Source organism: Halomonas hibernica, from assembly GCF_013183775.1.
Taxonomy (GTDB): domain Bacteria; phylum Pseudomonadota; class Gammaproteobacteria; order Pseudomonadales; family Halomonadaceae; genus Vreelandella; species Vreelandella citrativorans.
Window position 1 is genome coordinate 56,819 of record NZ_VIFN01000002.1, and the last position, 23,487, is coordinate 80,305.

Annotated in this window: 18 protein-coding genes; 7 read left to right on the plus strand and 11 right to left on the minus strand. The window is 57.5% G+C overall.

The annotated features are described in order from the left end of the window. Positions 1 to 44 precede the first annotated feature (44 nt). The 3 genes from FKN99_RS04600 (at position 45) to FKN99_RS04610 (ending at position 4,535) form a co-directional block, all read left to right on the plus strand. Positions 45 to 1,622 carry a BCCT family transporter gene (locus FKN99_RS04600; protein ID WP_172116821.1) on the plus strand — a complete coding sequence of 526 codons (1,578 nt, stop codon included), beginning with the start codon at positions 45 to 47 and terminating at the stop codon, positions 1,620 to 1,622. Between the two features lie 177 nt (positions 1,623 to 1,799). After that, positions 1,800 to 3,551: a sodium:solute symporter family protein gene (locus FKN99_RS04605; protein ID WP_172116822.1), complete on the plus strand. Its 1,752-nt coding sequence runs from the start codon at positions 1,800 to 1,802 to the stop codon at positions 3,549 to 3,551. A gap of 96 nt (positions 3,552 to 3,647) precedes the next feature. Continuing rightward, positions 3,648 to 4,535 (plus strand): DMT family transporter, encoded by an 888-nt coding sequence (locus FKN99_RS04610; RefSeq protein ID WP_172116823.1) that lies wholly within the window; start codon positions 3,648 to 3,650, stop codon positions 4,533 to 4,535. Positions 4,536 to 4,623: 88 nt separating this feature from the next. Here the strand turns inward: FKN99_RS04610 and etfB are convergent, their stop codons facing one another. From etfB to gbdR, 7 genes are all read right to left on the minus strand, one after another. Beyond that, positions 4,624 to 5,448, minus strand: coding sequence for an electron transfer flavoprotein subunit beta (gene etfB, locus FKN99_RS04615; RefSeq protein ID WP_172116824.1), 825 nt, complete (start codon positions 5,446 to 5,448; stop codon positions 4,624 to 4,626). Then, positions 5,438 to 6,715 carry an electron transfer flavoprotein subunit alpha gene (gene etfA / locus FKN99_RS04620; protein ID WP_172116825.1) on the minus strand — a complete coding sequence of 426 codons (1,278 nt, stop codon included), beginning with the start codon at positions 6,713 to 6,715 and terminating at the stop codon, positions 5,438 to 5,440. Before etfA ends, etfB begins: the two co-directional genes overlap by 11 nt. Further along, positions 6,712 to 8,733 (minus strand): (Fe-S)-binding protein, encoded by a 2,022-nt coding sequence (locus FKN99_RS04625; protein WP_172116826.1) that lies wholly within the window; start codon positions 8,731 to 8,733, stop codon positions 6,712 to 6,714. Before FKN99_RS04625 ends, etfA begins: the two co-directional genes overlap by 4 nt. A gap of 84 nt (positions 8,734 to 8,817) precedes the next feature. Further along, complete coding sequence (gene dgcA, locus FKN99_RS04630; RefSeq protein WP_172116827.1) at positions 8,818 to 10,890, minus strand: dimethylglycine demethylation protein DgcA; 2,073 nt, start codon at positions 10,888 to 10,890, stop codon at positions 8,818 to 8,820. Between the two features lie 11 nt (positions 10,891 to 10,901). Further along, entirely contained in the window at positions 10,902 to 11,435 is a 534-nt protein-coding gene (locus tag FKN99_RS04635) for a DUF5943 domain-containing protein (RefSeq protein ID WP_172116828.1), read from the minus strand. Between the two features lie 96 nt (positions 11,436 to 11,531). Continuing rightward, complete coding sequence (locus FKN99_RS04640) at positions 11,532 to 12,509, minus strand: dipeptidase (protein WP_172116829.1); 978 nt, start codon at positions 12,507 to 12,509, stop codon at positions 11,532 to 11,534. A gap of 197 nt (positions 12,510 to 12,706) precedes the next feature. Beyond that, complete coding sequence (gene gbdR, locus FKN99_RS04645) at positions 12,707 to 13,843, minus strand: choline metabolism transcriptional regulator GbdR (RefSeq protein WP_172116830.1); 1,137 nt, start codon at positions 13,841 to 13,843, stop codon at positions 12,707 to 12,709. 344 nt (positions 13,844 to 14,187) lie between these two features. Here gbdR and mscL point away from each other — a divergent pair, with 344 nt between their 5' ends. From mscL to FKN99_RS04665, 4 genes are all read left to right on the plus strand, one after another. After that, the gene (gene mscL, locus FKN99_RS04650; RefSeq protein ID WP_172116831.1) at positions 14,188 to 14,691 is read left to right on the plus strand and encodes a large-conductance mechanosensitive channel protein MscL; all 504 of its coding nucleotides are present in this window, start codon (positions 14,188 to 14,190) and stop codon (positions 14,689 to 14,691) included. 236 nt (positions 14,692 to 14,927) lie between these two features. Then, positions 14,928 to 15,632: a gluconate 2-dehydrogenase subunit 3 family protein gene (locus FKN99_RS04655; RefSeq protein ID WP_172116832.1), complete on the plus strand. Its 705-nt coding sequence runs from the start codon at positions 14,928 to 14,930 to the stop codon at positions 15,630 to 15,632. Between the two features lie 2 nt (positions 15,633 to 15,634). Beyond that, entirely contained in the window at positions 15,635 to 17,407 is a 1,773-nt protein-coding gene (locus FKN99_RS04660) for a GMC family oxidoreductase (RefSeq protein WP_172116833.1), read from the plus strand. A gap of 11 nt (positions 17,408 to 17,418) precedes the next feature. Further along, complete coding sequence (locus FKN99_RS04665) at positions 17,419 to 18,735, plus strand: c-type cytochrome (protein WP_216657974.1); 1,317 nt, start codon at positions 17,419 to 17,421, stop codon at positions 18,733 to 18,735. Positions 18,736 to 18,829: 94 nt separating this feature from the next. Here the strand turns inward: FKN99_RS04665 and FKN99_RS04670 are convergent, their stop codons facing one another. The 4 genes from FKN99_RS04670 to hemC are packed head-to-tail and all read right to left on the minus strand — an operon-like array spanning position 18,830 to position 23,323. Further along, positions 18,830 to 20,092 carry a heme biosynthesis HemY N-terminal domain-containing protein gene (locus tag FKN99_RS04670; RefSeq protein ID WP_172116834.1) on the minus strand — a complete coding sequence of 421 codons (1,263 nt, stop codon included), beginning with the start codon at positions 20,090 to 20,092 and terminating at the stop codon, positions 18,830 to 18,832. Further along, entirely contained in the window at positions 20,089 to 21,543 is a 1,455-nt protein-coding gene (locus FKN99_RS04675; protein WP_172116835.1) for a uroporphyrinogen-III C-methyltransferase, read from the minus strand. Before FKN99_RS04675 ends, FKN99_RS04670 begins: the two co-directional genes overlap by 4 nt. Positions 21,544 to 21,560: 17 nt before the next feature. Beyond that, on the minus strand, positions 21,561 to 22,382 hold the full coding sequence (locus FKN99_RS04680) for a uroporphyrinogen-III synthase (protein WP_172116836.1): 822 nt from the start codon (positions 22,380 to 22,382) through the stop codon (positions 21,561 to 21,563). After that, on the minus strand, positions 22,379 to 23,323 hold the full coding sequence (gene hemC, locus FKN99_RS04685; RefSeq protein WP_172116837.1) for a hydroxymethylbilane synthase: 945 nt from the start codon (positions 23,321 to 23,323) through the stop codon (positions 22,379 to 22,381). Before hemC ends, FKN99_RS04680 begins: the two co-directional genes overlap by 4 nt. Positions 23,324 to 23,487 lie beyond the last annotated feature (164 nt).

Consider the following 23,487-nt stretch of genomic DNA (forward strand, 5'->3'; position numbering starts at 1 on the left):
CTCGGCGGTTAGCGTACAGAAAAAAATAACAATGAGGATAACCTATGGACCATGATGATCCTGTTTTGACCCCCGGTCAGGATAACAAGCAGGTGATGGGGCTGGATTTCCATAACCCCGTCTTTCCGCTCTCCGCACTCGCCATTCTGCTGTTTATTCTTTATGCGCTGATCTATCCCGATGCTGCGAATACCCAGCTTGGCCTTGCCAAGAACTGGTCGATTGAGCATTTCGACTGGCTGTTCATGATTGCGGGTAATATTTTTGTAGTGTTCTGTCTGGCGCTTATCTGTCTTCCGGTTGGGCGGATACGCTTGGGCGGAAGTGATGCCAAGCCGGAATACTCGCGCACCTCCTGGTTCGCCATGCTGTTTGCGGCGGGTATGGGTATCGGGCTGATGTTCTGGAGTGTTGCTGAACCAGTGGCCTACTACACCGATTGGTACGGTACACCCTTGAATATTCCCCCAGGTACACCGGAGGGCGCTAGCGCCGCCATGGGCGCCACCATGTTTCATTGGGGGCTTCATCCATGGGCGATCTATGGCGTTGTCGCGCTATCCTTGGCTTTTTTTACCTACAATAAAGGCTTGCCGCTAACCCTGCGCTCTGCTTTTTACCCGATTTTGGGTGAGCGAACGCGCGGCTGGGCAGGCCATGCCATTGATATTCTTGCCGTATTAGCAACCATCTTTGGCTTGGCAACGTCGCTTGGCTTTGGCGCTACCCAAGCGGCTGGCGGGCTTGCCTATCTTTTCGATATACCCAATACCCTTGGAACGCAGATGGCAATCATCCTGGTGGTTACGGTGATTGCACTGTTTTCGGTATGGAGGGGAATCGACGGCGGCGTCAAGCTGTTCTCGAACATCAATATGGTGGTCGCGGCAGTGCTGCTGCTGTTTGTGGTAATCGCCGGACCGACGCTGATGATTATAACGGGAATTGGCACCACGGCAGTGGACTATGTCAGCCACATCCTGCCGCTTTCGAACTGGATTGGCCGCGATGATGACGTCTGGTATCACGGCTGGACCATCTTCTACTGGGCGTGGTGGATCTCCTGGTCGCCGTTTGTGGGGATGTTTATTGCCCGCGTATCCCGGGGGCGGACGGTACGCGAGTTCCTGATTGCGGTGCTGTTGGTGCCGACGCTGGTCACGCTGGTATGGATGAGCACCTTTGGCGGCGCGGCACTGTTTCAGGCCGAAAATAGCATGGGCGAATTAGCCAACGGCATCAGCGACGTTTCGCTTGCCATGTTCCACATGCTGGAGCTACTGCCGTTCACTGGCATCACCTCGACGCTGGCGATTGTGCTGGTGCTGGTCTTTTTCATTACCTCGGCGGATTCTGGCTCCCTCGTCATCGACAATATCACCGCGGGCGGGAAAACCGATGCGCCCAAGGGGCAGCGGGTGTTCTGGGCCGCGCTTGAAGGCGTCATCGCTGGTGTGCTGCTTTACGGTGGCGGTAGCGCGGCGCTTAGCGCGCTGCAAGCAGGCGCGGTGGCGACAGGGTTACCCTTTACGCTGGTGCTTCTGCTGATGTGTTTCAGCCTTTATAAAGGGCTTCACAAGGAGTGGCGCGAGCTCAATGCGGTGCCCAAAATAGCGCGATAGTCAGATTTTTTTGCTGTACTTTGTTGTTGCCAAAAGGGGCGCCATTTCAATGGCGCCCCTTTTGGTTAGCGGATATCGTGTCGTGATTCCTGCATGCGTTGCCGCTAATAGCAAAGAGTAGACAGCCAAAGCATTGCACCATGGCTAAACAATATTAATAACCTGACGGCTATTCTCATGATTTACACCATCGCAATACTGCTCAGTCTGGTGGGCTACTTTGTTATCGGGCATCTCGCCGGACGGCGCGTCAAAGGTCTGGATGATTATCTGGTTGCTGGCCGCAATGCTCCCACGTTTTTTATCCTGGGTACGCTGGTAGCAAGCTATCTCAGCACCAGCGCGTTTCTCGGTGAAACGGGTTTTGCCTATCAGGGCTATCCGTTTGTGATGCTGATCTTCGCGGCCGTCAGCACCTCGGGATGCCTGCTGGGTGCGCTGGTGTTTGGGCGTTACCTTCGGCGCAGCGGGGCACGTACCGTGCCGGAATTTTTTGGCAAGCGCTTTGCCTCACGCCGTGTTAAGGTGATTGCCGGGCTGACCACAATTATCGGCCTGGGCGCGTATCTGTTAGGCGTTATGCAGGGCGCGGGCATCATGTTCTCTGAGCTGACCGGCATGCCGTACTGGGTCGGGTTGGTATTGGTGTGGGCAACGTATACGGGTTTTATTCTCTATTCGGGATCGCCCGGCGTCATGCTCACCGACACCATCATGTTTGTGATCTTCTCGCTGGCAGCCTTGGGCGGTTCGATCTATGTGATTCAAGATTTGGGCGGGTGGAACGGTGTGGTGGAAGGCCTGCTTACCCAAACCGACAAGCCCGGCATTGCGCTATGGCACGGCGTGCTGGAAGGGCCTGAGGCCAACTTCTCCTCGCCTGGCGAGGCGCTTACCTGGGGGCTAACACTCGGCCTTGTGTGGGCGGCGGTGCTGGCGGCGAGCCCTTGGCAATCCAGCCGTTACTTGATGGCACGCAATGAGCACGTGGTGATGCGTTCGGCCATGTTGACGGCAGTGGCACTGGCCATCTTCTACGCATTGATGATGATGACCGGGGCGGCCATCAATCTTTACGATGCTGGGCTGGACCCGGAGCGCTCCATGATTTGGGTGGCGCTCAACGTGCTGCCAACCTGGCTTGGCGTGGTCATTCTAACGGGCGTCTTTGCGGCGGGGCTATCGTCTTGCTCGACGTTTCTGTCGATCATCGGCTTTAGCCTCTCCAACGATATCCTCTCAGCCTCGCAAGATGAGACGTCGGCCATGCGAAAAAGCCGTATTGCGGTGCTCGCTGCGGGCTTGATAGCACTGCTGCTGGCGCTGTTTCAACCGCCTGCGGTTATGTCAGTGGTGTGGTTTGCCGCCACGCTATTTGCCTCTTCCTGGGGGCCGGTTGCCTTGATGAGCATCTGGAGCAAGCGGATTACCGCCGCAGGCGCGGGCTGGGGCTTAGCGGTGGGCTTTGTGGGCAACGTCGCGCTGTCGATGATGATTCAGGCCGAGTGGCTTAGCCTGCCGGTATATTTGCACCCGGTACTGCTAAGCACCTTGATGGCGCTGGTGGTGATTACGCTGGCTTCCAGGTTTACCCATGTCAGCCAGGCCGAGAAAGAGTACCAGACGTTTCTGCATACATTTGATGCTCAGGCCGTCAGTGGCTGGGTGACAGGCACCCGTGTGATTGCGCTGTGCACCATGCTTTCTGGTGGTGCCATCGGGGTATTTCTCTGGCAACAGTACGCGGTCACGCTGGCCGGGTTCGCCGAGCAGTTTAGTGTGCCTGGCAGTGCCGTGCAGGGCGGCTATATGCTGGCGGTCGGCTGCGGGAGCATGTTGCTGATGGCGGGAGCCGTAGGGTTCTGGGTAGTTCGCCCTCGCCAGCAGAGGGCTTCAACTGCGCCGGTGGCCGTGTCACCTGGCCGTTAACACGGCCTGGGCCGTGAGCCTGCGCTCAACTGTTACGCTTAACCGCTCACCCATGGGTGAGCGGTTATCTTTTTCTGCCAACCGGGAGTCAATATCATGCAGTTAAGTGGTTATCAGCGCGGTCTGTTGATGGTGGTACTGGGGGTGGTGTTTCTCAGTTTCGACGGCCTGCTGATCCGCCTTGCCGATACCGAGGGTTGGACCATCGTCTTCTGGCGCGGCTTTTTGATGTTCTGTGTGCTGGGGCTTGCGTGTTGTCGAGGCAACCGGCTGGCCACGCTACGCGTGAACCCTTTTTCATCGCTGGTTTCGGCAATACTGTTGGGGCTGATTTCGGCGCTTTTCGTACTCGCGGTGATGAACGCCAACGTAGCCAACGTGGTGGTGATCCTTAGCACTGCGCCGTTGTTCGCTGCCCTGTTTTCACGGGTGTTTCTCAAAGAGCGTGTTGCTTTGCGCACGCTGGTTGCGATCGCCGTCTGCATGCTGGGCATGAGTTTGGTCTTTATGGGCGAGGGCGCTCACGGCATGCTGGTAGGCAATCTTTATGCGCTGGCGGCGGCAGCGGCGATTGGCGGTAATTTGACGGTGCTGCGCCGCTTTCCGAGCATTGATCGCATCGTGGTGATTGCTGGCGGGGGCTTGCTTTCTGCGGCAATCGCGCTGCCTTTGGCTTCGCCGTTTGCGCTGGATGCCCCACGCTATGGCGTCCTCGCGGTGATGGGGCTTATTCAGATGCCGCTGGCCACCGTGCTGATCAACAGCGCTACCCGCTATCTGCCGTCGACGGAAGTGGCGTTGTTCTATCTGGTTGAAACCGCGCTGGGTACGCTTTGGGTATGGTGGTTGTTGGGCGAGCAGCCCACGGCCTCAACGCTTGCGGGCGGGGCAGTGGTGATCAGCGTGCTGATGGTACATGCGGGGATTGGCCTGCATTTGGAAAGGCAGCGCCTGCGGCTATACCCGGGCTTTATGGGGAAGTAGTACGTTTGACGTTTGCCGCTTGTGAACCTGGACTAAAAAGCCCGCCGAGAAGGCGGGCTGACAGTATCGTTATCATGAAGCAGTGCGTCTAACGCAGTACTCCTTCCTCCTTGAGCAGTTTGAAGATCGCTTCGGCACCCTGTTCTGGGGTGACGTCGTTAAGCGTCTGCCCACCACCACCGCCGGACTTGGCAGCGGCGGCTTTGAAACGGTCACGCGCCGATGATGACTTAACGATCTTAAGCCGCTTGGGACGCTTGCGCGCTGGCTGGAACTGCCAAGTGCTTAGTGCTTCATCAAGCTCGCTGGCCGCTTTTTGATGGGCTAACTCGCCGCGCCTGGCGGGGCCAAAGGCACTTTGGCGGGCGGCGGGCGCGCTGCTATCCACCGTGGCAAGCGCCGGTAGACGAATGCGCAGGCGCCGCCGCTTGCCGCGCGGCAATGCTTGCAGCACCGTGATCACTCCCTGCTCGACCTTTTCTACCGCCGCTAGACCGGTAATGATCGGCCAGCCAAGCGCCTCGGCCAGTAGGTAGGGCGTTACACCCGAGGCCTCGCCGGTTTCGGCGCGAGTACCGGTCAGCACCAACTGCGGGGCGCTGGCGCGTAACGCGTTGGCCAGCGCGGGGATTACATCGGCGTGGGGTTGCTGCTCGATCAAGCTGACAGAGTTGATACCCATGCCGAGATAGCCGCGGATGGCCTCTTCATGATCGCTATTTTGCTGGCCGGCATGTAGCAGGCTGACCGAGGCGTTTTCCAGCGTCAGGGCCATTTCTACCGCTCGGGCATCCTGGTCGGCGCGGCGTGCGCGCGCGGTCAGTGGGTGTTGGCCTACCGAAACCAGTACAGCGACGTTCAGCGCGTTGGCGGTTGATTGCTTGGCACTTTTGTTACTGACATCATGCGGCATCGCGATTCTCCTGCTGTTCAGCGCGGTACTGCTCAACCCGTGTAACAAGGGCAGCGAGTATCTGGCTGGCATCGCCGATCACTGCCAGGTCGGCACGTTTGACCATATCGCAGCCTTCATCGAGGTTGATCGCCACCACCTTCTCGCAGCTCTGAATGCCCTGAAGATGCTGGATAGCGCCGGAAATTCCTACCGCTACATAAACGCGGGCAGAGACCCAGGTGCCGGTGGCGCCCACTTGGCGGTCGCGCGGCATAAAGCCGTCATCCACCACCACCCGTGAGGCGCCTTTAGTGGCGCCGAGCACCTCGGCAGCGTGATGATAGCTATCCCAGCTTTTCACGCCATTGCCAGCGGAAAGGATAAATTCTGCTTCCGCGAGCGATACGCTGGCCGGGTCCACCGCGACTTCGCCCATGTCCTCAATGCGGCCGAGTATTTCGGGAAGCCCGTTAGAAAGTGTGATCGGCTCAGCCGCGTGGCGGGTTTCGCTGACCGGGTCGGCGCACTCGGCCAAGGCCAGTACGATACGGGGCAGGGCGCGGGTAATGTCGTTTCTACCTGCCGCACCACGTGCGGTACAGCGCCAGCCGGTTGAGCTTTCAGTGTCTGCCTCGACCTGCCATAACTGAGCGGCCGGGCGCTCGCCAAGCCTTGTGGCGAGGCGCCTGCCGAGCTCACCGCCAACGCTTGAGTCGGGTAGCAGCCAGTAGCGGGGCGTCATTTCACGATCTACGCTCTGTAGGGTGGCGACGCTAAGCTCCGGCAGGTAGCCCGAGAAACGCTCGCCTTCCAAGTGCAGTAGCCGGTCAATACCCGCCTCGTCAAAGGTGGTTTCTTTATGCTCGCCAAACACCACGGCCAGTACGGCACCAGGCTGGGTCGGGTCGGCATCGGCTAGCTGGCGGGCAAGCCCTAACAGATCACGGTCGTGGGAGGAAAGGCGCCCACCAGCCATATCCGGTACGACCGCCACCATAAAGGCGGGAGTATCGATAGTGACCGGTGTCCTCGTATCCTTGGCCTCAACGCTGCGCCCTGGCGCCTGTGCCGCCTGCTGGACGCCGCTACGATCAATGCGCCGAATGCCGTTGGGACCGATGAAGCCGACCGCATGGGGGTTGCGGCGCATCACGCCGTTAGGCCCCATCCATTCGCTGGCTACTGCGCCGCCACCCAGTTCGGCAAGCATCTCCAGATGTTGCGGGTGCAGGCGGTTGCGGGCGACCCACTCTTTACGAGGGTCACGACGAACAAGCTCGCTCATGGCATTACCTCCAGGGTGGCGCGCGGTGATGCTGGCGCGGGCTTACTTTGGGTCGCCTTTTCGTCAGGCGTTGTGATGATCAACGCGTCGGCGACCAGTTCGGCGATATCCTTGATGTCAGCGCGGGGTTCTACCACGCCTTCAAGCATCGCAGTGCACTGTGGGCAGCCTACCGCGACCAGGTCAGCACCGGTTTCGCGAACATCTTCCATACGCATATCGGGAATCCGCTGCTTGCCAGGAATATCGGTGATCGGTGCGCCGCCACCGCCACCGCAGCAGCGCGAGCGATAGCCAGAGCGAGCCATCTCCTTAACCTCAATCCCTAGCGCCTTGAGCACCGCGCGTGGGGCTTCGTATTCACCGTTATAACGGCCCAGGTAGCAGGGGTCGTGATAAGTCACGTTGCCGCCTTTCCAGGCTTTGAACGTGAGCTTGCCATCGGTGACGAGCTGGTTGATATAGGTGCTGTGATGGAAAACCTCATACCGGGAAGGCATGTCGGCGGTGCTTAGATCGGCGTACTCGTTTTTCAGCACGTGGAAACTGTGCGGGTCACAGGTAACGATGCGTGCGAAGCGGTACTGGCTCAACATCTTAATGTTGCGCCGCGCCAAACTCTGGAAAGTAGCCTCATCGCCCAGACGGCGGGCGACATCGCCGCTATCACGCTCTTCATTACCCAGTACGGCGAAATCGATCTCGGCAGCACGCAGCACACTGATAAACGCGCGCAGCGTGCGCTGGTTGCGCATGTCAAACACGCCGTCGCCCAGCCACAGCAGCACCTCGGCTTCGCGCTTGTCGGCCATCAGCGGCAGATTGAGGTCTGCCGCCCAGTGCAGGCGTGAGTCAGGCTCGAAGCCGCCGGGGTTGTCGGTCGCAATCAGGTTGTCTAGCACTTCGGCGCCCTTATTGGGCGTATTACCGTGCTCCAGGGTCAGAAAGCGGCGCATATCGACGATGGCATCAACGTGCTCAATCATCATGGGGCACTCTTCAACGCAGGCGCGGCAGGTCGTGCAGGACCACAACGTTTCGGCATCCACCAATGCGCTACCCGTGCGGGCAACAATCGGGTCGTGGGGGCTGCCGCCATGCTCGCCGACCGGCTTGCCGGGGTAGGGCGAGCCTGCATAGTGGGCGTCGGTGCCGCCTGCCATGCCGACTACCATGTCCTGAATCAGCTTCTTGGGGTTGAGCGGCTGGCCGGCGGCAAAGGCCGGGCAGACGGCTTCACAGCGCCCACACTGAACGCAGGCATCAAAGCCTAACAGCTGGTTCCAGGTGAAGTCAGCCGGTACCTCAACGCCGAGCTTGGCACTTTCGTCATCCAGCGCCAACGGTTTGAGCCCGGTTGAGCGGTGCTCTCCGCCAGCGCGCTTGGAAAAACGCTCGGGGCGGCGATGAAAGGCCAGGTGCAGGGCGCCGGCAAAAGCGTGTTTCATCGGCCCGCCCCAGGTCATGCCGAAGAACATCTCGCCAAGGCCCCAAGTGATGACACCGGCCAGCACCAGTGCAGCCAGCCAGCCTGCTCCGCTTTGGAAAAAGCCTTCTGGCAGAATACCGGCAGTGGGCAGCGTCACCACGAACATGCCGATGGAGAACGCCATTAGGCTCTTGGGCAGGCGCATCCAAGGGCCTTTGGAAAGCCGTGAGGGGGGCGGGCTGCGCCGCTTGGCAACCACTAAACTACCCAGAAACATGCTCACCGTGGCGGCCAGCAATACCCAGGCCAAGATAGTGCTATCAAGCCCAAAGCCATGTACCACAATCGCCAGTAATGCGGCCAGCACAAAGCCGCCCGCGGTGGCCACGTGGGTATGGGAGATGAGTTTATCCCGCTCGACAACGTGGTGTAGGTCCACCAGGTAGCGCCTGGGCACCTGCATCAGGCCGCGAATAATCGGTGCAGGAGAGGGCCGCCCCTGGCGCCACAGACGCACACGGCGCACAGCACCAATGGCGGCCAGTAACAGCGCAGAAAACAGCAGTATCGGTAGGAGGGTATCAAGCATGGCGTCTCTCCTCTCAGAGACACCGTAAGTACGAAATGTCATGAGCCTGATGGCCCATGACATTCAGCTTACAGCGTTAGTGGGTCAGAAGTCCTTGCATAACCGCAGCGCGTCATAAATGGCGGCATGCGTGTTGCGTGGCGCGGTGCAGTCACCCAGACGGAACAGCACGAAGCCATCGCCGCTTTCAGACAGGCAGGGCTGAGGCTTGATCGCGTAGAGCGCTTCGATATCGGTCTGGCCCTTGTTACGCGACTGCTCCTTGAGGCTGTAGTAGAGGGCTTCATCCGGGCGCACGCCGTTTTCCACCACCACCTGATCCACCACCCGCTCTTCTAACGCGCCGGAGTACTCGTTTTCAAGCACCGCCACCAGTGAGTCGCCTTCGCGATACACCTTATGCAGGGCGAGATCCGAGGTCATGATCACCTCTTTCTCGTACAGGCTGCGGTAGTAGGTCGGGAAGGTGGTGCCCCCCACCGCGGCACCCGGCTTGATATCGTCGGTAACGATCTCGACCTTTGATCCCTTGTCTGCCAGGTAGTCGGCCGCTGAAACGCCGGAGAACTCGCAGATAGTGTCGTAGACCAGTACATTCTTGCCCGGCGCTACGCTGCCGCTAAGAATGTCCCAGGTGCTGACCACCAGGCTCTTGCCCAGGTCGCTGTCGTAACCCCACTCCGGTACCTGGGAGAGGAACGGCTGCCCGCCGGTGGCCAGAATTACTATGTCCGGGCGCAGATCAGCAATGGTCGCTTCGTCGGCACGGGTATTCAGGCGCAGGTCGATCTCAAGGCGTGCCAGCTCCAGCTGGTACCAGCGAGTGATGCCAGCAATCTGATCGCGCTGGGGGGCTTTCGAGGCCAGAGTGATCTGACCACCGAGCTGATCCTGGGCTTCAAGCAGGGTGACATCATGACCGCGCTTGGCGCATACGTGTGCCGCTTCCATGCCCCCCGGGCCACCGCCCACGATGACTATCTTGCGTTTGGGGCCTTCGCTTTTCTCGACAATATGCGGCAGCCCCATGTATTCACGTGCGGTCGCGGCGTTCTGAATACACAGCACGTCGAGTCCTTGGTACTGCCGGTCGATGCAGTAGTTGGCACCTACGCACTGTTTAATCTGGTCGATCTGGCCCATCTTGATTTTGGCGATGATGTGCGGGTCGGCAATATGAGCACGGGTCATGCCCACCAGGTCCACGTAGCCACCTTCAAGAATACGCTGGGCCTGATTGGGGTCCTTGATGTTCTGGGCATGGATGACCGGCACATTGACCACTTCCTTGATGCCCGAGGCCAGGTGCAGGAAGGGCTCCGGCGGAAACGACATGTTCGGAATGACGTTGGCCAGGGTGTTGTGGGTATCACAGCCAGAGCCTATCACGCCGAAGTAGTCGATCATGCCGGTGGCGTCATGATAGGCCGCGATGCGCTTCATTTCCTCGTGGTCGAGGCCATCGGGATGGAACTCGTCCCCGGTAATGCGCAGGCCCACCACGAAGTCATTGCCCACCTCGGCGCGCACCGCCTTGATCACTTCCATGCCAAAACGCATGCGATTTTCGAAGCTGCCGCCCCACTCATCGGTGCGCTTGTTGACGCGCGGGCTCCAGAACTGATCAATCAGGTGCTGGTGTACGGCAGAGAGCTCAACGCCGTCGAGACCGCCTTCCTTCGCCCGGCGCGCGGCCTGGGCGAAGTCACCGATAATGCGCCAGATCTCTTCTACTTCGATCGTCTTGCAGGTCGAGCGATGCACTGGCTCGCGAATGCCCGACGGCGATACCAGCGTCGACCAGTCGAAGCCATCCCAGCGTGAGCGACGGCCCATGTGGGTGATCTGGATCATGATCTTGCCGCCATGCTTGTGCACGGCATCGGCCAGGTTCTGAAAGTACGGGATGATGCGGTCGGTCGAGAGATTGACCGAACTCCACCAGCCCTGGGGGCTGTCGATGGAAACAATCGACGAGCCGCCGCAGATGCACAGGCCGCAGCCGCCCTTGGCCTTCTCTTCGTAGTATTTGACGTAGCGGTCCGTGGTCATGCCGCCGTCGGTGGCGTGCACCTCGGCGTGGGCCGTACTGACCACACGGTTACGAATGGTTTGGTTGCCGATCTGGATCGGCTTGAACAGTGCCTCAAATGCCATGGCAGCGATCCTCAGTTCTTGGGCGTGACAACAAACAGGCCGTACTCACAGCCCTTTTCGGCGCCGCTTTGGGTCTGTTCGGCAATCGTGCGCAGCGAGCTTCCACGCGCACTCAGAATCTGGTCCATGGCACCGGCAAACCAGCCAGTGAACATGTACTCGATTTTGCGGTCCACTTTGCCCATCTGATACACGAAGGCGCTGTGTTCAAGGCGTACGCGGGCCGTGCCTGCATTCAGGTCAATCTCTTCGGTCACGAAGATGCCCCAACCGCGCTGCGAAAGACGCTTCATGTAGTGTTCGAACACGTCCACGCCTTCCATACCGTGGAGTTCGGCCTCTTTTTCACACCAGTGCCAAGCGCTTTTATAGCCCGCTTGGTAGAGGATGTCGGCGTATTTTTCAGCACCCAGGGCCTCTTCAATGGCGACGTGGTTGTTGACGAAGAAGTGGCGCGGGACATACAGCATCGGCAGCGCGTCGGTTGTCCAGATACCGGTTTCGCTGTCGACGTCAATCGGGAGTTCGGGGGCGGTTTTGGTCACGGTTGTATTCCTTACACTTATATTTATTCAAAAGACATTGAGTTATTCAGTGGCTTCCAGGGTCTCGTCGAACGGCAGTACAGGCTGTGCATGTACTTATTCGCCCCACACATCCTTCAAGGTTCTAACCCAGTTCTCGCCCATGATTTTTCTGACCTGAGATTCGCTCAGGCCGCGCTTGAGAAGCGCCTCTGTCAAGTTGGGGAATTCGCCGATAGTACGGATACCTTCGGGATTAATGATCTTGCCGAAGCTGGTCAGGCGGCGGGCATAGCCCTTGTCGTGGGTCAGCCACTCAAAGAAGTTCTGGTCATGGCCTTGGGTGAAATCGGTGCCGATACCGATGGCGTCTTCACCCACGATGTTCATGATGTACTCAATCGCTTCGCAGTAGTCGTCGATGGTCGAATCAACGCCCTTCTTGAGGAACGGGGTGAACATGGTGACGCCGACAAAGCCGCCGTGGTCGGCGATGAACTTGAGCTCTGCATCCGACTTGTTGCGCGGGTGTTCCTTGAGTCCGGAGGGCAGACAGTGGGAGTAGCACACCGGCTTTTTGGACTCAAGAATGACTTCTTCAGAGGTCTTGGCGCCTACGTGGGAAAGATCGCACAGCATACCCACACGGTTCATTTCGGCAACGATCTCGCGGCCAAAGCCGGACAGCCCGCCGTCACGCTCGTAGCAGCCAGTACCGACCAGGTTTTGGGTGTTGTAGCACATCTGCACAATGCCTACGCCGAGCTGTTTGAAGATCTCGACATAGCCGATCTGATCTTCAAAGGCGTGCGCATTCTGGAAACCAAAGATGATTCCGGTCTTGCCCTCTTCCTTGGCGCGCATGATGTCGGCGGTGGTACGCACCGGGCGAACCAGGTCGCTGCACTCTTCCATCAGTTTGTTGGAGGCGACAATATTGTCCACCGTTGCCTTGAACCCCTCCCAAACCGAGACAGTGCAGTTGGCTGCCGTCAGGCCGCCACGGCGCATGTCTTCCAGCAGTTCGCGATTCCATTTGGCAATGATTAGGCCGTCAATGACGATGGCGTCCTGGTGTAATTCGGCAGGGTTCATAACGTGGCTCCTGAATTGTTTATGTAGGGAGCATAGCGCTGAGGTGGTGCCTATCTGCTCTTGGAAACGACGATGGAAATTCCAAAAGCGTCATCATGAGAAATGCAGGCACAGGAAGCCTGGTGAATAAGCAGAAAACACGGTACAAAAAAAAGAGCCGCCTTGCGGCAGCTCTAGTTCAGCGGTGGTACACCCGTTTAGCCAAGCGGAACGCTGGCAAAGGTGGGTTCGCCCTGGGCATAGGCCAGAGCCAGCAGCGCGCTTGATGCCGGCTCGTTGCTGACAGGTTCTGCTCCCCAGCGCTTCAGCAGAGGAGGAATTTTTTCCGGCGCTTTTTGGCGTGTATGGATGCCCAGGCGCTCATCGCGTGGCGGAATACCAAAACATTCCCGATAGCACTTGGAAAAATGCGGGGTAGAAACAAAGCCGCATACCGAGGCAATCTCAATGATCGAGAGAGGCGTTTGTTTGAGCAGTTGGCGCGCCCTGACCAGGCGCAGCTTTAGGTAATACCTGGAAGGCGAACAGTGTAAGTAACGCTGGAACAGTCGCTCCAGCTGGCGGCGGGAAACATCGACATAGCTTGCCAGCTCATCAAGCTCAAGTGGCTCTTCAAGGTTGGATTCCATCAACGCGACGATTTCCAGCAACTTGGGCTGCGTCGTACCCAGCACGTGTTTTAACGGCACGCGCTGCTGATCCTGCTCGTTGCGCATACGCTCATAGACGAACATTTCGGAAATACCGGCGGGAAGCTCCTTGCCGTGATCGTGAGCGATCAGGTTGAGCATCATATCCAGCGGCGCCGTGCCGCCCGAGGCAGTGAAACGGTCACGGTCAATGGAAAACAGCCGCGTCGTCAGGACGATTTTCGGAAATGCTTCCTGAAGAGAGGCCAGGCACTCCCAATGAATGCTGATTTCATAATGATCCAGTAAACCCGCCTGACCCAACGCCCAGCTACCGGTACAGATAGCACCCAAGCGTCGCAGCTGGCGCGACTGAGCCTGTAGCCATTGAATATGCTCGCGGCTAACGCTGTGCTGAGGAGCGACCCCGCCACACACAACTACCCAATCAAGTGAGAGCGGCGCATGGATAGAGGCGTCCGGCGTCACATTAAGGCCGTCGCTGGCGCGCACCGGTGCACCGTCCTGAGTCAAGGTATACCAGCGGTAAAGCTCTCGCCCCGCCAACTGGTTTGCCATACGCAGTGGTTCAATCGCTGACGCCAGCGAAATGAGGGTGAAGTTGTCCAGCAGCAGAAAACCGAGCGTTTGCGGTATGTGCGAGTGACCTACTGGCATGGTTTTTTGGGATTGATCGGTGGTCATGGTCTTTACCTCTATCACCTAACATCATTGATGTTCTTTTTATTATCGTTCTATGTCGCTGGTGTCTTGTTGTGAGCCCCTGCGCTAGATACGTGCTGCTTGCCTGCATATTGGCACGAATGACGCTTATACTGACAAAGCAATCTGAAAGGCAACTCAACGGGTGTCGCAAATAGAATGCTTGAGGTCGTTTTAAAGGCGGTAAATACCGATACTAAGCGGGTGTCAGTGATTAGCGAAACGTTTTTTCAACATTCAGCGTCGTTTTAATAAGTCATTGAACCCAAAGGCTTTGCACACAAAAACGCTATAAGCTCATAATCTGAATGCGTAAGGAGGCATCAATGGCCAGGTTTTTCAAGGAGTTCCGCGAGTTTGCCGTTAAAGGCAATGTGGTAGACATGGCGGTGGGCATCATTATCGGCGGCGCGTTTACACTGATTGTGCAAAGCCTGGTAAAAGATGTCATGAATCCGGTGATCGGTCTGTTGGTCGGCGGTATCGATTTCTCTAACCTGTTTGTCGTGCTCCGAGAGGGAGCAACGTCAGCATCGTACCCCACACTTGCGGCGGCTCAGGCAGATGGTGCGGTGACCCTCAACCTTGGCCTGTTTATCAATGCGGTCGTCAGTTTTACGATTGTTGCCTTTGTGGTCTTCATGCTGGTGAGAACCATCAACCGCTTAAAGCGTGAAGAGGTAGAGGCGCCCAAAAGTCCGGTCGAAAAACCCTGCCCCTACTGCTTTATGACGGTGCCTATCAAAGCGACCCGCTGCGGACACTGTACGTCAGAGCTGCCGGTGCCTACGGAGGCTGAACAGCAATCTCTCAAGGACGCATCGCCTTAAATTTTTTTAATTCATTGCTTTTTTTGCGCCCGGCGTGTGGTTTAAGCACCGGGCGTTTTTATTTGCAGCTATTTCAAAATCACTACTTAACTCTTTATACCCTCTGGATTTGTAGAGCAAAGGGCGAGCTTATCGTTAACCTGCTAAACAAGATGTCATGTACTAGACTGACTGAATTAGCCCGATATCTAACAATAAAAATACCGTGATTTAACAAAGCAAAGAGGAGCAGGTCCGTGAGTCTTAAAAATGAATCGCGCCGACGATTTATGCAGGGAGCGTTAACCAGCATTCCTGCCATCACCTTGGGGAGCGGCGTTTCACTCACCGCTTCCGCCAGCGAACCGCCAGAACAGTTAAGTGACTATCAGCCGGTCTTTTTTGATGCAGACGAATGGGTTTTTATGCTCGCGGCCTGCGACCGGTTGATTCCCAGCGATGGGCCTGGCCCCGGTGCCCTGGAAACCAATGTGCCCATCTTTATCGACAGGCAGATGGAAGGCAGCTTTGGGTATGCCACTGACTGGTATATGAAAGGCCCTTTTCCTGACAATGTATCACCATTGATGGGCTATCAGTCGCCACTGCTCCCTCGGGAGGTTTACCGGGCGGGGATTGCCGCCACGCATGACTACTGTGTACGCCAATACGGGCAGGCGTTCGCCGCGTTGGATAACGCCACGCAGGAAGAGGTGTTGCAGCAGCTTGAGCGGGAAAACATTACTTTTGAGCATGTCAGTGCCCGCCAGTTTTTTGCCTTTTTGCTGCAAAACACCAAGGAAGGCTATTTTGCCGACCCCATCCATGGCGGCAACAAGCACATGGCCGCTTGGAAGTTCATCGGCTTCCCTGGTGCCCGGGGGGCGTACCTGGAGTGGGTCGACCAACACAATGTCAAATATCCATTAGGGCCGGTCAGCCTTACCGGCGAAAGGGGATAAGCATGGCGAAAACAAATCCACCGGTTGATGTTGTACTGGTTGGTCTGGGTTGGACCAGTTCGATCATGGGCATGGAGCTGACAGACGAAGGGCTGAACGTGCTGGCGCTTGAGCGCGGTGAAGACCGCGATACCGTGCCGGACTTTGCCTACCCGAAAATCGCCGATGAGCTGACTTATGGCGTACGCTATAAATTGATGCAGCGTCCGGCTAAAAGCACGCTGACGGTTCGTCATGGCCTGGGTGATATGGCGGTGCCTTATCGCAGCCTGGGTTCATTTCTACCCGGTGATGGGGTGGGTGGGGCCGGCGTGCACTGGAACGGACATACCTGGCGGCCACAGCCTCAGGAACTGCGTCTTAAAAGCTATGTCGAGGAGAATTTCGGCGCCGATATCATTCCTGACGAAATGACCATTCAGGATTTTGGCGTTAGCTACGACGAGCTGGAGCCCTTTTTCGACTATTTTGAGAAAGTGGCGGGTATTTCCGGTAAAGCGGGTAATCTGAATGGTGATATTCAGGAAGGCGGCAACCCGTTTGAGGGATGGCGCTCAAACGAGTACCCCATGCCGCCGCTCGCGCGTACCTTTAACGACACGCTGTTTGCTGATATGGCGCGTGATCAGGGGCTACACCCTTTTCCCTTGCCCGCTGCTAACGCTTCAGAAGCGTATATCAACCCTTACGGCATGCAGCTTGGGCCGTGTAACTTCTGCGGTTTTTGCGAACGCTATGGCTGTCTGAACTACTCCAAGTCCTCGCCCCAGACCTGTATTCTGGGCGTACTCAAGCGGCGTGAAAATTTCGCTTACCAGACCAATAGTGAAGTGCTCCGAGTGGAGCTTGATAGCGATGGCAAGAAAGCCACCGGTGTGACCTACATCGATGGCGAGGGCTCTGAAGTCTTCCAACCGGCTGACTTGGTGGTGTTGGGCGCTTACTCGCTCCACAACGTACATTTGATGCTGGTATCGGGTATCGGTACCCCTTATGACCCGGTAAGCGGTGAGGGCGTGGTCGGCAAGAACTACGCCTATCAGATGAACGGTGGCTCAACGCTCTACTTCAAGGATCAAGAGTTCAACCCTTTTATTGGCGCAGGCGGCAATGGTGAGATCGTTAACGACTACGGCGTTGAACAGATCGATTTTGCCCAGGAGGGCTTCATTGGCGGCTCGTATATCAATGCCGCGATGACCAATGGGCAGCCGATTCGCAACATGCCGCTGCGCTCAGATGCGCCGAGCTGGGGCGCTGGCTGGAAGCAGGCCGTGCAGGAAACCTATGGTCACACCATGACGATTGGTTCCCATGGCAGCAACATGGCCTACCGCGACTGCTATCTGGACCTTGACCCCAACTATACCGACGACCATGGGCGCCCGCTTATGCGTATGACGTTTGATTGGAAAGCAAACGATGTGCGCATGACCCAGTTCATGAAGCAGAAAATCGACACGCTCTCCAAGGCGCTGGGCCCGGATGACTACAAGCTCTCGTTCAAGGATTTCGATTCACGCTATGACGTCCGCCCTTACCAGACAACTCATAACGTCGGTGGCGCGATCATGGGCACCGACCCTTCCAGCAGCGCACTGAATCGCTATTTGCAGAGTTGGGATGTCCACAACGTATTTGTGATGGGTGCCAGTGCCTTTCCGCAGAATATTCAGTATAACCCCACGGGGCTGGTCGGCGCTTTGGCTTATTGGTCGGCCACAGCAATTCGCGAGCAGTATCTACTCAACCCCGGACCTCTGGTCCAAGCCTAAGGAGAGCGATCATGATGATTCATCGACAATGGCGCCAAGGGCTGGCGGGCGTGGGTCTGTTAAGCGTGGCGGCACAAGGCGTGGCGTTTGACCAGACCGAAATAGAGCGCGGGGAGTACCTTTCCCGAGCGGGCGATTGCGTTGCCTGCCATACCGCGCCGGGTGGCGAACCTTTTGCAGGCGGCCTGGCGGTTGAAAGCCCCTTTGGGGAGATTTTCTCGACCAATATTACCTCCGACCCGGAGACCGGGATCGGCAACTATACGCGCGATGAGTTTGCCGCGGCGCTGCGCGATGGTGTACGTAATGATGGCAAAAAGCTGTATCCAGCCATGCCGTATCCGTCCTACTCGTTAATTACCGATGACGATATTGACGCCCTCTATGCCTACTTTATGGAAGGCGTGGCGCCGGTATCGAATCAGCCGGAGCGCACAGATCTGAGCTTTCCGTTTAATCAGCGCTGGGGTATCGGGCTTTGGAACTGGCTTTTCGTGTCCTCTGAACCTTTCACGCCCTCTAGTGATCGAAGTGATGAGCTGAATCGGGGGGCTTATCTGGTACAGGGGTTAGGCCACTGCGGCAGTTGCCATACGCCGCGCGGGCTGTTTTTCCAGGAAAAGGCCATGAACGATGAGGGCAGTGACTTCCTGAGTGGAGAAACGCTGGAAGGCTGGTACGCGCCGAATTTACGGGGTAGCGGCAATCAGCGCCATCCGCTTCAGCGCTGGAACGAAGAGGATATCGTTGTCTATCTGGAAACCGGACGCAATGATCATAGCGCTGTAGTCGGGGAGATGACTTCGGTAGTTGCGCACAGTACATCGCATCTGGAAGAGGCCGACCTGTATGCCATCGCAGGCTATCTCAAATCGCTGCCCGCAGGGGAAGGTGACGAGGCGCCGCGCGATGAACAGGCCGCCGAGCAGACCCAGGCGATGCTGACCCACGCCGATGTAGACGGTAATACCGGCGCCCGGCTCTATCTGGATAACTGCAATGCCTGCCACTTTGCCAATGGTAAAGGCGCCTCGCAGGTCTTTCCGTCCTTGGTGGGCAGTTCGCTGGTCAATGCCGAGGATCCCACCGGGATCATTCGCGTGATTCTGTCCGGTGCCCGTATGCCTTCGACCGAGAAGCGGCCGGAAGCGTTGGCCATGCCCGATTTTGCCTGGCGGCTTTCTGATGATGAAGTGGCTGAAGTCGCTAACTTCGTGCGCTCGGCCTGGGGTAATGAAGGCGGTGAGTTAAATGCTGACAAGGTGGCCGATGTGCGAGATACGCTGCCGGAAGATCGTCCTACCAGCGCGCCTGACTATATCGACTAGCGACATTGATGGGTTAGTTAGACCAGCTAGAGCTATACGGTAGGTAGAAACAAAAACGGGTGCCCAAAAGGGCTCCCGTTTTACGTGAGTCACGTTAAGCGCGTTTTTTAGCCGCTTTTGTATCCGGTTTTTGGCTGTCGCTGGCATCGCTGGGTTGAGGAAGCGAAGGCAGTGACTGGGCCAGCATTTCTACGCTGTGACGGTAGTAAAGCTGGCTTTTATTGTGTTCACCAAGGCTTGCGTAAAGACGCGCAAGTTCGGCGCACACTTCGCCGTTGGGGCGTTGGCGCTGGCTGGCTTCAAAGTACTCCAGGGCTTTTTCCCACTTGCCGGTACGCAGCGAGAGGCGGCCGCAGGTCAGCAGTAGCTCGGGATCGTTGGGGCGCTCTTGCAGCCACTTTTCAGCTTTTGCCAACTGACGTGCTGCGTGTACGTTAAGCAGGCCGTAGCGCTTCACCAGCCGGGCATCCCAGTGATGATCCAGCGAGTGGTTCAGCAGGCGCTCGGCGATGCTCTCTTCGTTCGACTGAACCAGCGCATCGGTATACAGCACGACCAGTTCGGTATTGCTACGCAGGTACTCGGGCATGTCTGCCCAGAGGCCGCGAACACGCTCAATATTGCCGGGGTTTTTAGCTTCAAAAACAATCAGCTCACGGTACGCCTTGAACTCAAGCTGTTCGCGCTCCTGCTGGGCAATCAGCTTTTGGGCAGCCAGGCGTGGCAGCAGCCAGCGTAGGCCTTCCCAATCGTTGACGCTTAGGTGCACCTGCTTGAGCAGTTTTAGCACCTGCGGGTGGTCGCTTAGCTTTCTGTCCAGGCGATTCAAAATGGCTAGCGCCTCTTCAGGCTGCTGTCGATCAATCATCAGCTGCGCCTGCATCAAACCAATGGCCGTGTCGGCGCCTTCGGTGGTGAGTTGTGCCTGGTTCAAGTGCTCTTGAGACTTCGTGTGATTGCCCTGGTAGTGCGCTGCAAGGGCGGCCGACAGATAGTTAACCAGCGGCGTGCTGGAGTCATTAGCGGCGTGGACCAGGGTTTTTTCGGCTTTCTTCCAGCGGCCTTCCGTCAAGGCGACCAGACCACGCACGGTACGCTTCATGGCACGGCGATTACGCGCACGGCTATTCCAGGTACGGAAACGGCCCACAGGACGAATAATGCCGGTCAGCAGACGCAGCGCAAAATGCACCACAATAAAGGCGGCCAGCAGCAGAATCAGACCAAACCAGAACGATGTCTGGACGGACGTATCACCCACCCGAATTAACCAGTAGCCAGGTACCGACATCATCAGGTGCCCAAACAGGGCGCCGACGGCTAAACCCGCGACCAGCAGGAAAATAAGTTTTCTCATGCGTCACCTCCCTCTTCGCCGTTTTGCTGGCGCGACCGGAAGCGGTTTTCAATAAACTGGGTCATGGCCTGCTGGGAGGCACTGATATCCGGCAGTTCCGGCTCAATGTCGGCCTGTTTAAGCTCCTGAAGGCGCGAGATCACGCTTTGCGTGGCGTCGCTGTCCAGGTCGTAGTAGCCGTTAAGTAATTCCAGCGCTTTATCGATGCTGGCTTCATACAGCGGCTGCTCCTCTTTCAACAGGGCAAGCTGGGCCTGCTCAAGAATCAAGCGCAGGCTTTGGCGCAGGTACGACTCTTGCTCGGGAGTGACCAGCATTTCCATCGGTTCGTCGTGATGACGAATCACGATCAGGTCTTTAAGCTCTTCACCAAAACGTGCCAGCTGACGCTGGAAGTTGCCGGTAGGCGGCTGCTCAATGCCGGAGGTGACGGCGCGCTCTTCCACTTCCTGCGAAAGACGCAGGCTGGAAACGCGTTCTTGTAGCGCATTAAGCGCTAGATAGAGTCCCGTACGATCCACACGCGGCACGCCATCCAGTTCGGCAAGCTCGTTAGCGATGTCACGACGCACGGCGGTTAGCGCCGGGTTGTCAGCATCCGCCAGGCGGGCGTCGGCGGTACGCAGCAGCGCAGCAGCACCGTCAACATCGCCTTCAAGCTGGAGGCGCTGATTTGCCAGGCGCAGCAGGTAGGCCGCTTCTGCATGTAGCCAGTCGCGGTCGTCGGTATCTTGCGTCTGGGAAAGCTGGTTCAGCACGTTATCCAGCGTGCTGTTGACGTCGCTGCGGTAGCTATCAAGCTCGCTGCGTAACTCTTCCAGCGTGCCATCAAGGGCCTGGGTACGTTCGCGTTCGCTGCTTTCAATGCGTGATTCAAGCTCGCTCACGGATTGCTGCGTCGCGCTGCTGTCGGTCTGTTGGCTTAACGCATTGATGCGCTGTTGCTGGCTATCAAGGCGTTGCCAGCCCTGCCAGGCCACTACAATAAGCGCCACGCCCAGCACCAGTACCAACACCAAGGCTAACAGGCCGCCTTTGCGGCCTTTATGCTGCTCACCTCCACTTGGGGGAGGCGGCGTTGTGCCTTTTCCACCGTTACCGGAGGGGCGATTGGGCGTTGCCGTATTGCCATCGGGATCTTTCTTAGCCGTGGCAGGTTCTGTAACGCTGGCTGTCGATTTTTCGCTGTTAGGCGTCGTACTGGGAGGGGGGGCGGTGGCAGAGGCCGCGTCAGGTTTGCCGCTGTTTTTGCCACGCCGACGAGAGCTAGCATTTTTAGGCGCGTTGCTTGATGGTTCGGCAGCCGAGCTTGCGGGTGGGCTGCTTTCAACCGCGCTTGATGGCGAGGGAGTTGAGGTAGACGCGGCAGTTTCGCCCGGCGTGGCGCTTTTTTGAGGCGCGTCGGCGGACGCTTTTTGTACGTCTTCCTGGTCGTTTGGTTGTTTGCTCATCTGTCGCTAGCCCTTAATTAAGTTCCTTGATCGACATCGGCACCCATAGGATTACAGGACCTGCCCAACGCAGCTGCAAGGGCAGCTGGCGTTGCTCCCGACGCCACCTTGAGGTCACAAAAACCCAGTGTACCGGCCAGTGTAGCTAAACGCTGACTGGAAACGATTAGCGGTTGGTTCAACGCTGTTTGATCACACCATTTTGCCAGATGTTCGAGCAGTTCGCTGCTGGTGACGATGAGTGCTCGAAAATCTCCCGTAGCAAGGCGGGCCTGGAGTGAGGCCGAAGGCGGCTGAAAAATGCGCCGATACACAGCGACCCGGGTCATCTGAGCACCGCGTTCTGTCAGCGTCTCGGCCAGTAGCGTTCGGCCACCTTCTCCCGCCACCAGTAATATCCGCTGATGTGCGACATTCTTCAGTGAGGCGAGCGCTAAAAGTGCCTCGCTGGTGTTATCGCCGCGCTCATTTCCAGCCTTTTGTTGGTCAGCACCGGGTCTGTCAGCCGCTGCTGATGGGATGCGTACCCGTACGCCCAACTGGTCAAACAGTGCCTCTGCCGTAGCGCTCCCCACGCCATAATAAGCAATGCCAGTGGGCAGCTGTGGCCAGTAGCGGTCCAACGCGTTACCTAAACACAGGGCTGCGAAGGGGCTAACCACTATTATTTTGTCGTACTGGTCAATATCCAGCCAGACACGGCGCATCAGCGGGTCTTCTGGTAGCGCTTGAAGGCTCATCACCGCCATTGGCTCTACCCAAGCGCCCGTTGCGCGCAGCGTATTGGCAAGCACTTCACCGCGCTTGCCTGGTCGGCAGATCAGCACTGGCTGTGTCATACGTGATTGCCGTAGACCTCGGCCAAAATATCGCCTGCACCCTGGTCAAGCAGCTCTTCGGCAATACGGATGCCCAGTGCTTCAGGCTCGTACATTGAGCCGCGGCCTTCAGCACGCAATACTTCGGTGCCCTCAGGGTTGCCCACCAGCCCGCGCAGCCACATCGTCTCATTGGCCTTGTCGAGCACCGCGAAACCGGCAATCGGTACTTGGCAGCCGCCTTCCAAGCGCGTGTTCATGGCACGTTCTGCACGTACGCGGGTGGCGGTGTCCGGGTCATCCAGCGGGGCCAGCAGGCCGATCAGTTCCGGGTCATGCAGGCGGCACTCAATGCCCAGCGCGCCTTGGCCGCAGGCGGGCAGGCACACTTCCGGCGGCAGTGCCTGGGCAATACGCTCTTCAAGGCCCAAGCGTTTTAAGCCAGAGGTCGCCAGGATAATGGCATCGAATTCACCATCATCCAGTTTGGCCAGTCGGGTTTGCACGTTGCCGCGCAGGCTGAGAATTTGCAGGTCAGGGCGAGCTTCACGAAGTTGGAGTCCGCGACGCAGGCTGGCGGTGCCTATTTTGGCCCCTTCAGGCAATTCATCGATGCTTTTATAATGGTTGGATACAAACGCATCGGTAGGGTCTGAGCCCTCTAAAATAACCGAAAGCCCTAAGCCTTCGGGGAAAAGCATGGGGACATCCTTCATCGAGTGGACGGCGATATCCGCGCGGCCATCCAGCATGGCGTCTTCCAGCTCTTTAACAAATAGCCCCTTGCCGCCAATTTTAGACAGAGGGGTGTCGAGAATTTTGTCGCCTTTAGTAGAGAGCGCGACCAGCTCAACCTCAAGGCCCTCATGGGCAGCCATCAAGCGGTCACGGACGTGCTCGGCTTGCCACATGGCCAACTGACTTTTCCGCGTAGCAATACGCAGTTTGGTGATGGATGACACGTTATTCTCCCTTTGCCGCTGACGCGGCGCGTCAAGCTATGATGTGTCTCATCATAAAGCACCCGGGCGCACAGTAAAAATAACTGGCTGTTTTTAAGAAGCTGTTTTAAGCCACTGTCTTCAAAAGCTGTCTCCAAGAGCTGTCTTAAAGAATTGCCTTAAAG